Source organism: Yoonia sp. (assembly GCF_030731595.1).
Classification (GTDB): domain Bacteria; phylum Pseudomonadota; class Alphaproteobacteria; order Rhodobacterales; family Rhodobacteraceae; genus Yoonia.
This window is the reverse complement of record NZ_JANQTS010000131.1, coordinates 1-9,711: the sequence shown is the minus strand read 5'-3', so window position 1 is coordinate 9,711 and position 9,711 is coordinate 1. Positions and strand designations below refer to the sequence as shown.

The 9,711-nt window shown below is 57.4% G+C and carries 9 protein-coding genes and 1 riboswitch; of the genes, 5 read left to right on the top strand and 4 right to left on the bottom strand.

Annotated features, from left to right (window positions below; translation table 11 throughout):
* The first annotated feature begins 200 nt into the window (after positions 1–200).
* Complete coding sequence (locus NWQ23_RS15480; RefSeq protein ID WP_306167290.1) at positions 201–1,064, top strand: N-formylglutamate amidohydrolase; 864 nt, start codon at positions 201–203, stop codon at positions 1,062–1,064.
* A gap of 39 nt (positions 1,065–1,103) precedes the next feature.
* Here NWQ23_RS15480 and opgC read toward each other — a convergent pair whose 3' ends face one another.
* The 3 genes from opgC to NWQ23_RS15465 form a co-directional block, all read right to left on the bottom strand.
* Positions 1,104–2,228 carry an OpgC domain-containing protein gene (opgC, locus tag NWQ23_RS15475; RefSeq protein ID WP_306167289.1) on the bottom strand — a complete coding sequence of 375 codons (1,125 nt, stop codon included), beginning with the start codon at positions 2,226–2,228 and terminating at the stop codon, positions 1,104–1,106.
* 127 nt (positions 2,229–2,355) lie between these two features.
* The gene (locus NWQ23_RS15470) at positions 2,356–3,870 is read right to left on the bottom strand and encodes an ABC-F family ATP-binding cassette domain-containing protein (protein ID WP_306167288.1); all 1,515 of its coding nucleotides are present in this window, start codon (positions 3,868–3,870) and stop codon (positions 2,356–2,358) included.
* Positions 3,871–4,088: 218 nt separating this feature from the next.
* Positions 4,089–5,342, bottom strand: a complete 1,254-nt coding sequence (locus tag NWQ23_RS15465) for a DNA polymerase IV (protein WP_306167287.1) — start codon at positions 5,340–5,342, stop codon at positions 4,089–4,091.
* 187 nt (positions 5,343–5,529) lie between these two features.
* Positions 5,530–5,617: riboswitch (glycine riboswitch) on the top strand.
* Between the two features lie 106 nt (positions 5,618–5,723).
* Here NWQ23_RS15465 and NWQ23_RS15460 point away from each other — a divergent pair.
* From NWQ23_RS15460 to NWQ23_RS15450, 3 genes are read left to right on the top strand one after another with little or no spacing between them, the layout of a single operon-like run.
* Positions 5,724–6,965, top strand: coding sequence for a D-amino acid dehydrogenase (locus NWQ23_RS15460; protein ID WP_306167286.1), 1,242 nt, complete (start codon positions 5,724–5,726; stop codon positions 6,963–6,965).
* Between the two features lie 45 nt (positions 6,966–7,010).
* A complete protein-coding gene (locus tag NWQ23_RS15455) occupies positions 7,011–7,898 on the top strand; it encodes an SPFH domain-containing protein (RefSeq protein WP_306167285.1) in 888 nt (295 codons plus the stop codon).
* Complete coding sequence (locus NWQ23_RS15450; RefSeq protein WP_306167284.1) at positions 7,898–8,170, top strand: NfeD family protein; 273 nt, start codon at positions 7,898–7,900, stop codon at positions 8,168–8,170. The genes NWQ23_RS15455 and NWQ23_RS15450 overlap by 1 nt, the downstream gene beginning before the upstream one ends.
* Here the strand turns inward: NWQ23_RS15450 and pyrF are convergent.
* The gene (gene pyrF / locus NWQ23_RS15445; protein ID WP_306167283.1) at positions 8,160–8,876 is read right to left on the bottom strand and encodes an orotidine-5'-phosphate decarboxylase; all 717 of its coding nucleotides are present in this window, start codon (positions 8,874–8,876) and stop codon (positions 8,160–8,162) included. The genes NWQ23_RS15450 and pyrF overlap by 11 nt on opposite strands.
* A gap of 266 nt (positions 8,877–9,142) precedes the next feature.
* Here pyrF and NWQ23_RS15440 point away from each other — a divergent pair.
* Positions 9,143–9,711, top strand: a 569-nt coding sequence (locus tag NWQ23_RS15440; protein WP_306167282.1) for a Clp protease N-terminal domain-containing protein, incomplete at its 3' end; no start/stop codon positions are given.

Genomic DNA, 9,711 nt, shown 5'->3' with positions numbered 1-9,711 from the left:
GTGACCCCTTCGATGTCAACGAAGTGCTCTACCGCTGAGCTAATCATCCATGTCTGCTGCTTTGTCCAGTGTCCCATAACGAAATAGGACGCGGAAGGCCCACGTCAGTCGTGCGGTCTATAAAAGGAGTCGGAAGGGGGATCAAGGGCTTTTGGAAAAATCAGAAAAAGGTCTATGTAAGGATACGAAGGGACAAACATTTGCTCAATACCGCTTTCCATCTGGCCCGCCCGAAGGCCCGCACAACGAGTGTGGTTTTCGCGTCACCGCATAGTGGCCGTGATTATCCGGCGTCGTTCTTGCGCAACTCGGTGCTGGACGCAGACCAGATCAGATCATCCGAAGACGCCTTTGTTGACAGGCTATTCGAATCCGTGCCGGATCACGGGGCTCCGCTGCTGACTGCAAACGCGCCACGTGCTTTTCTTGATCTGAACCGCGGGGCCGATGAATTGGACTCTGCGCTTATCGAAGGGGTGCGGCGCAGCGCGCATAATCCCCGCATCGCCAGCGGCCTTGGCGTTGTCCCGCGCGTGGTGGCAAATGGCCGCCAGATTTACCGCGGAAAGATTTCGCTGGCCGAGGCGCATCAGCGGATCGCGCAGTATTGGCGACCCTATCACGACCAGTTGCAGACGCTGCTGGATGAAAGCAACAACACCTTTGGTGAAGCGATCCTGATCGACTGCCATTCAATGCCGCATGAAGCATTGGAAAATGTGGGCCCTCCCGGTAGCGCGCGACCTGATATCGTGCTGGGAGACCGGTTCGGGGCAACGGCCGCAGGATCGGTGGTCGAACAGGTCGAAGCTGCCTTTGCCAGTGCGGGCCTGCGCGTCGCGCGCAACATGCCCTTTGCAGGGGCCTTTATCACGCAACACTATGGCCGCCCGTCGCGCCAGCAGCATGCTATTCAGGTCGAGATCGACCGCGCACTCTACATGAACGAAAAGACACTGGAACCCAGCGCTGACTTCGATGCGTTTCGCACCCTTCTGACAGGTGTGATCGCAGAACTGACCGACATCGGACGCTCTGCCGAGATGAGGATGGCGGCGGAATAAATTTGGTGTCTGGGCCAAACTCCGCAGGGTACAGTCAGCCTAGGCAGGGACCAGTCGTCTTGCCATAAGATCGCGCAATTTGCCGTATTGTTCGCCCCATAACGCAGGGAGTCCCATCCCCATCACATTGCGTTTTGCGGGTCCTGCAAGCGCTAGGGAAATCAGACAGGCCAAGAACAAGAATGCGACGCAAACTCCCAGAGCGCGCGGCATGTCGACCATCGGCAAAAGGTTCAGCCAGAGGTTTCCCACGCCGTAGACGAACAAAGACTGCGATCCGATCTTTGCAAGCGCGTTCAGCAAACCGGCGAGCCTGTCAATGCGACTTGCGAGCAACAGGCAGACAAACATGCCGATAAATCCAAGGATCCCCACCGCATAATATCCCGGATGGTTGATCCATCGGTTGGCAAGGAACCTGCGGCCCGCTTCCATCACGCCATGCGAAAGTTCTGAACCGCACACCAAAAGCGCAATAAACGCCATGACCCCGACCAATAGATAACTGCGCCGACCATTCAACGCTTCGCCCAATGCAAGGCCGAACCCAAGAAAAGTCATTGCAGGTAAAAGGGCCGGGCCATATCCGGTCCCCACCCCGAGAACCATATTCACGAAAAGAGGTGGTTCGGGGAACGCGGCCGCAAAGATCGGCTGCAAGAGCCAACCGAAAAGCGCAATCGCAAGAATGAGTACAGAGCCATATCGTAGGACAAGAGGCAGGATGGCGATCAAGAACGCAAAGAATGCGGCATAGATCAAAAGGATCTCATTGAACCGCCCCAACTCCAAACCCAAAGCCGCACGCCATGCTGTATCAAAATCAAGATTGCCTGAGGCAAAGGCGGCCAAACTCAGAAGGGTTGCAAGTGACCAGCACGTGATCAGGCGCGCGGCCATGCGCTCTCGGACCGAACGCAGAGTGCGCCCTGCACGCAGCTTTGACAGGTATGCGATCTCGATCATCACGCCAAAAAGAATGACAAACCCTGGTGTAGAGAGGCGGGTCAATGGGATCAAAACATGCACATCACTGACAAACTGCACTTTGACGTGGTCAACCATCGCCAAAATGACAGTGATGCCGCGAAGCGCATCAAGCGTTTCAAAACGCATAGTTTGGTTGGCCGCCTCAGCGCGACGCATGATCAATTGTTTTTTCATGAAGCCAGATACGCGGATGGCCGCCAAATACTCAAATCCCCAGAAGGACAACAAGATGAACATTGGTATCGTCCGCCTATCCAATTGCTCCTTCTGCTCTGCTGCGCCCTAAGGCCCTAAGGCAGCATCAGCCAGCCATCTGCCCTTGCAAGAACGGCTCGGGATCATCGACCTCGACCAGCCGCTTGCGGTCGATTTGCCAGAACCGATTGCCGACGTTGCGCAAAAAGCTGCGGTCGTGACTGACAAGCAGGCAGGTTGCACCGTGATGGATCAACTCATCCTCCAGCGCCTCTTGTCCTTCGATATCAAGGTGGTTGGTCGGTTCGTCCAGCAGATAGAAATTGGGCTGGCGGAGGCGCAAAATCAGCATCGCCAACCGTGCCTTTTGGCCGCCTGACAGAGTACCGATCCTGCTGTCCTGCATCTGGATCGTGACACCCGCCCCAGCCAAAAGTCCGCGCGCCCTTTGATCGCCGACATCGAACTGGCCTGCCACCGCCGTCATCGGGGTATCGCTGTCATCCAATTGGCTTAGGTGTTGGTCGGAATAGCCCATTGCGAGGCTTGGCGCGCATTTCACAATGTCGCTTTCACCCATCACCGCGCGATGGATCATTTTGACCAGTTGGGTCTTGCCCGTGCCATTGGTGCCCAGCAGCACGATGCGGTCGCCTTGAGCGATCCATTTCTTACCGGTGGTATAAAGCAGCCGGCCGTCTGGTGTTTTAATAGGGACATCATCCAGCGTAATCAGGGCTTTTGCATGCGTTCCGCTATTGGAAAGCCTGATGTCACCAGCGCTGCGTTCATGATGTGCGGGCTTTGCGGCCGCTTCGATCTTGGCCGCGCGTTCGCTGAGTTGTTTGGTTTTGCTGATCAGAAGATCAGAACCGGAGTTGATCCCGATATTCTTGAGCTTGGCAGCTTGCTTGCGCAATTGCTGCGCTTTGTTGAGGTCGTTGGCAAAGCGGCGCCCGTCCGCTTCATCCGCCTCGGTCAAAGCGGCACGGGCCGCCGAGAAGGGCAGTTGAAAAACGCGCGAACGCTCTGCCCGCAGAAAGAGTGTGCGGTTTGTTGTGGCATCCAGAAACGCGCGGTCATGGCTGGTGATGACAACGGGCGTGTCGCGGGGCAGGGCCGACAGCCAGTCTTGCAGCAGGCCGATCCGGTGCAGATCAAGGTGGTTGGTGGGTTCGTCCAGCAACAGAATATCCGGCTCTGTGATCCATGCAGCGGCCAAAAGGGCAGTGCGTTGCCAGCCGCCGCTGAGTTCCAACAGCGGTTTGTGTTGCAACTCATAAGGGACTTTGAGGTCATCCAGGACGACGTCCACACGCCAGCTCTCATACTCCGCCTGTTCCGGGGGTAGCGCGCCAAGCACCAAGTCGTAGAGCGTTTTGTTTTGCGCGGTCTCGGAGATATTTTGGACGACATAACCCACGCGGAGCCCGCGCGCGCGGGTGATTTCACCGGTGGTTTGTTCGAACATCCCTGCGATGCATCCCATCAAGGTGGATTTGCCGCGCCCGTTGGCGGCGACGAGGCCGATGCGGTCGCCTTTGGAGATTGTGAGGTTAAGGTCGGTAAAAAGCGGATCGCCCAAGGTCACGCCAAGGGCATTGATGTTGATGATGGTCATAAGGGGTCTCGGTCATACAAGGGGTTTGCCGCGAAGGCGGCTGATTGGGCAGACCGTGGTGCGATCAGCCCTGCAAACGGATTTACAGGGCGAAACGGGGGCCGTGCTGAAGCTGGCGGATGATACGCATGTTCAGCACTGTCCTCCTCTTGTTTGCATGACACTGTTGAAGGAACCGTATGTCCAGCAGGTCAGCTGGGTCAAGACCTACCTGACCCTTATCGCAGGGCGCGCCCTTTGATGATCGCATCCTTGCCAAACCGCTCTCGGATTTTGTCAGCGGCCTTTTCTGCCTGCGCACGTCTGGCTGCACCAGGGTCGAGCAGGTCCCCCTCTCGGTCGGCGTCTGTATCGGTCGTGATCTCTGACAGCCCGACACCCAAGAGCCGGAACGGACCGCGATTCCCGACCTGATCAAATAGCCCCCGCGCGGTCCTGTAAATCGTATCGGCGATCTGTGTGGGATGGCGCAGGCTTTGACGCTTGGAGATCAGCTTGAAATCGGACGTCTTGAGTTTGAGTGTGACCACGCGCCCGGCTTTGTCTTTGGCCTTGGCCCGCGCGCTGACTTTTTCGGCCATCCGCCACAGGTGCCCATCAAGAATGTCGATATCGCCTGTATCTTCGTTGAAGGTCGTTTCGTTCGAGAGCGTCTTGACGGGGCTGTGAGATGAAATCCGCCGCCCGTCTTCGCCGCGCGCAAGGCTATAAAGCCGTTCACCCATGCCGCCGAACCGGTCATGCAGATCGCGCCTGTCCCAGCGCAACAGATCATCAAAAGTGCGAATGCCCGCGCTCTCCAGACTGCTTTGCGCAGCAGGCCCGATGCCCCAGATCAGCCGGACCGATTTGGGTCGTAAGAAGGCTGTGGTTTCCGCCTTACCGATGACCGAAAAGCCGCGCGGTTTGTCGAGGTCGGATGCGACCTTGGCAAGGAATTTGTTGTGTGACAGGCCGATGGAACCCGTAAGTCCCAATTCATCTTTCATCCGCTTGATCAACCGCGCGAGCATTACGGCCGGAGGCGCATGGTGCACGCGGGCTGTGCCGGAAAGGTCCATGAAGGCTTCGTCCAGCGAGAGCGGCTCCACGATGGGTGTCAGTTCATCCATCATCTCGCGGATCGCGCGCGAGGCAGTGACATAGGCGTCAAAATCAGGCCGCACGACAACGGCCTCCGGACAGAGTTTCAGCGCCTGAAACATCGGCATCGCGGATTTCACGCCTTTGATCCGCGCCACATAGCAGGCGGTCGAAACAACCCCGCGCCGCCCCCCACCGATAATGACCGGTTTGTCGGCCAGTGCCGGATTGTCCCGCTTGGCGACCGAGGCATAGAAGGCATCGCAATCCATGTGGGCGATACTCAGGTCAAAGAGTTCCGGGTGTCGCGTCACCCTTGGGCTGCGGCATTGCGGACAGCGGGTTTCACTGTCGAAGGTGGTCAGGCAATCACGGCACAATGCGGGCATGGCAGCAATCTATGAGGGCTTCGACAAGGACACAACGGGGCAGGCGATTTGCGGATCGAGCCTGAAACCAAATTTCGAGAAATTCAGTGCCTCCGGCGGGGATATTTCAGCTCGGAAGAAAAATGGTGTGCCTGCGCGTTTTCATTTGCGTTTCGCTGCAGTTGTATTAAAGCGGCCCCCATACGAACCACCTTGACCGGGAGAGAACGGTCAGGTCCGTCGCCGAAGGAGCAACCGCCCCGGTCACTCTCAGGCAAAAGGACCGGTCGGGGTGCAACACGCCGAAGAGCGGCCTTGAATGGTCCACCGAAGGAGCAAGCCCGACGCGGGTGAAACTCTCAGGTACAGCAGACGGTGGGGGCATATGGTAGGGGATTTACCATGCCTTCTATTGCTGTACTCGGCGCCGGGATTACCGGTGTCACAACTGCTTATTCACTGATGATCCGCGGCTTTGACGTGACGGTTTATGACCGCCAGCGCTATGCCGGGATGGAAACCAGTTTTGCCAATGGTGGCCAACTCAGCGCCTCGAATGCTGAAGTCTGGAACCAATGGTCCACAGTCCTCAAAGGTATCAAATGGATGCTGCAGGGCGATGCGCCGCTTTTCGTCAATCCGCGCCCCGGTTGGCACAAGGTCAGCTGGATGACCGAGTTTCTGGCGAATATTCCGCGCTACAAGACCAATACCACAAGAACTGCCGCAATGGCCGTTGCCGCCCGTGCAGGACTTTCTGAAATGGCGGATCGTTCCGGTGTTGATTTCGATTTCAGCCCAGCGGGTATCTTGCATTTCTATAAGACCGAGAAAGACCTGCGCCATGCCCGCATGGTCAATGGTTTACTGGCCGAAGGCGGGCTGGAGCGCCACGAACTGACCCTCGATGAGGTTTTTGCCAAAGAGCCAACACTGCGCGGCGATATCATTGGCGGTTTTTGGACCGAAAGCGACAGCACTGGCGATATCCACAAGTTTACTATGGGTCTGGCAGAGTGGCTGAAGACACAAGGCGTGGTGTTCAAGCTTGGCGCGCCTGTGACCGATCTGCATGTGCGTACCGATGGCGTTTATGTCGAGTGCGGCAACGAAGAGCGTTACGATGCCATCGTTGTCTCTGCCGGTGTGGCCAGCCGCAAGTTTGCGCAGATGTTGGGCGACCGTGTGAATATCTATCCGGTCAAAGGCTATTCGATCACCGTCAATCTGGACGATGCTGCAAGTCAGGCGGCGGCCCCGACCACATCGCTTTTGGACGACAAGGCCAAGATCGTGTCGTCCCGTCTGGGCAAGAACCGTTTGCGCATTGCAGGCACCGCAGAGTTTAACGGCGAAAACCGCGATATACTGGAACGCCGCGTGCGCCCGTTGATCAAATGGTGTGAAGAGCATTTTCCCGACGTGTCCACCGAGAATTGCGTGCCATGGGCCGGGCTTCGTCCGATGATGCCCAATATGATGCCGCGTGTCGGACCCGGCAAGAACGATCGGGTGTTTTATAACACCGGTCATGGGCATCTTGGATGGACGCTCAGCCCTGCGACCGCGGACACGATTGGCGCGGCGGTCACAGCGCGGTTCAAAAGCAATAGTATGCCGCAGTATACATTGAAAACGGCTTAAGGCGCGACTATCTGTCCCTCACAACAACGAGGGACAGATACGCCAATGGAAGACGTCTTTGCTGAATTTCTGGGCCAGAATGTGCTCTATCTGCTGCTTGCGGTGTTTATCATCGTCTGTATTTCGGCAGGGGTCCGCATTGTGCCCCAATCGGAAAAATATGTCGTGGAACGCCTTGGGCGGCTGCGGTCGGTTTTAGGGCCAGGCATCAACTTTATCGTGCCGTTTCTGGACCGTGTCCGGCATCAGGTCTCGATCCTCGAACGTCAACTGCCATCCATGACGCAGGATGCGATCACATCGGACAACGTGTTGGTGCAGGTCGAGACATCGGTTTTCTACCGGATCATCGAGCCGGAAAAGACCGTATATCGTATCCGCGACGTAGACGGCGCGATTTCCACCACGGTTGCTGGTATCGTCCGGTCCGAGATTGGACGGATGGAGCTGGACCAGGTACAGGCCAATCGGGCCAACCTGATCGATGCGGTGCGCACGCAAGTGTCGCAGCAGGTCGATGACTGGGGGATCGAGGTCACGCGGGCTGAAATCCTGGACGTCAATCTGGACCAGCAAACCAGAAACGCGATGTTGCAGCAATTGAACGCTGAACGTGCCCGCCGCGCGCAGGTGACCGAGGCCGAGGGCAAGAAACGCGCGGTCGAGTTGCAATCGGATGCTGAACTTTATGCCGCCGAGCAAAATGCAAAGGCCCGTCGTGTTCTGGCCGATGCAGAGGCCTATGCCACGCAGGTGGTTGCTGGCGCGATTGCCGAGAACGGTCTGGAGGCGGCGCAGTATCAGGTCGCTCTCAAACAGGTTGAAGCCTTGCAGGCGCTGGGCACAAGTGCCGGAAGCCAGACAGTGATCCTGCCTGCCAATGCGCTGGACGCCTTCGCGAATGCATTCTCGATGCTGAAAGGACGTGGATGATGCCACTTTGGACAGAATGGTGGGTTTGGATGTCAGGCGCCCTGATCCTGGCCACGCTCGAAGTCTTGATCCCCGGCTACATCTTTCTGGGGTTCGCGATTGGCGCGGGCGTGATGGGATTATTGATCCTGTTCGGTATATCTGCCACCGGATTGGCGCTCACACTGGTGATCTTTGCCGTGCTGTCGCTGATCGCCTATATCGCGATGCGCAAGTATTTCGGTTTGCGCACCGGACAGGTGAAAATCTGGGATACGGATGTCAACGATTAGGTGTTTGCGCTTGCGGTGACGCCAGCTCTGCCTGAATAGCCATTGCGGCTTTGAACGGGTCGGCTGCCTGCCAGACGGGGCGGCCGACAACCACATGATCGGCCCCGTTTGCGATGGCCTGCGCGGGGGTCATGACCCGCTTTTGATCGCCAAGGGCCGCACCCGCAGGCCGCACGCCGGGTGTCACAATCAGTTTTCCTTTAGCCTCGGGTAAAGCGCGGATCAAAGCGGCCTCTTGTGGTGAGGCAATCACGCCGTCCGCCCCGTTCGAGAGCGCAATTCCGGCCCGTTCCTGCACCAGATCGGCGACAGATCCGGCCTTGATGCAGGAGGCATCCAGATCGTCGCGGTCCAGTGAGGTCAGGATCGTCACGGCCAGAATTTTCATGTCGGACCCGCCGGCCCCTTCGCGGGCAGCGCGCACCACATGCGGGTCACCATGTACGGTCAGAAAATCAAGATCGAATTGGGCCACGCCGCGTACCGCCGCTTCGACAGTGGCGCCGATATCAAAGAACTTCATGTCCAGAAAAATGCGCTTGCCGTGTTCCTGTTTCAATTCATTGGCCAGCGCGAGCCCACCGCCAGTAAGCATCCCCAAGCCGATTTTGTAAAAGCTCACGCTATCCCCAAGCTTTTTTGCAAGTTCTAGCCCATCAAGGACATTGGGAACGTCCAGCGCAACGATCAGGCGGTCATCGGACATGAGGTTTACTCCTTGATTGGTTGTTGGGGGTCTAGCGATCCCTCGTCACGGACGCAACAGATGCCGAGATATCCCCGATTGATGTGTATCAACACGAATCCTCTTTGCTGGTGCCAAAGTGCTATTGGGTATCCCGCTTCCTGAATTCATCCTCTGTGGTCTTGTACGTTCATGCCAAGCATCCCATTTAGGAATCGAGGCCCAGACCGGGATGTGCTGCCAAGCAGGCATCCCAATGAACAGGGCGCTTAACAAAGGAGAGACCCATGAACTTAGACAAGTTCACCGAGCGGTCGCGCGGCTTTATCCAAGCCGCCCAGACGATCGCAATGCGCGAGGATCACCAGAAACTCGCCCCCGAACACCTGCTCAAGGCGCTGCTGGATGACGAAGAAGGGTTGGCCACCAACCTGATTTCACATGCAGGCGGCGATGCGCGTGCCGTTGTCGGCGCGGTTGAGGCAGCCCTTGCCAAGATACCCAAAGTATCCGGCGATACAGGGCAAGTCTATTTGGACAACACCACGGCCAAAGTCGTGGATGAGGCCGAAAAGATTGCCAAGAAGGCAGGCGATAGTTTTGTCCCCGTCGAACGCTTGCTGACAGCGCTCGCTGTGGTGAAATCCAAGGCCAAGGATGCGCTGGATGCGGGCGGTGTTTCCGCGATGAAGCTGAATGCCGCGATCAATGACATCCGTAAAGGCCGCACCGCTGATAGTGCGACTGCCGAAGACAGCTTTGACGCGCTCAAGAAATATGCCCGCGACCTGACCGAGGCCGCCGAGCAAGGCAAGATCGACCCGATCATTGGCCGCGACGAAGAAATTCGCCGCGC

Coding starts and splice junctions, on each gene's coding strand:
- opgC (WP_306167289.1), bottom strand. CDS start 2,228: ATGAAAAAACAATTGATCATGCGTCGCGCTGAGGCGGCCAACCAAACT.
- NWQ23_RS15470 (WP_306167288.1), bottom strand. CDS start 3,870: ATGACCATCATCAACATCAATGCCCTTGGCGTGACCTTGGGCGATCCG.
- NWQ23_RS15465 (WP_306167287.1), bottom strand. CDS start 5,342: ATGCCCGCATTGTGCCGTGATTGCCTGACCACCTTCGACAGTGAAACC.
- NWQ23_RS15460 (WP_306167286.1), top strand. CDS start 5,724: ATGCCTTCTATTGCTGTACTCGGCGCCGGGATTACCGGTGTCACAACT.
- NWQ23_RS15455 (WP_306167285.1), top strand. CDS start 7,011: ATGGAAGACGTCTTTGCTGAATTTCTGGGCCAGAATGTGCTCTATCTG.
- NWQ23_RS15450 (WP_306167284.1), top strand. CDS start 7,898: ATGCCACTTTGGACAGAATGGTGGGTTTGGATGTCAGGCGCCCTGATC.
- pyrF (WP_306167283.1), bottom strand. CDS start 8,876: ATGTCCGATGACCGCCTGATCGTTGCGCTGGACGTTCCCAATGTCCTT.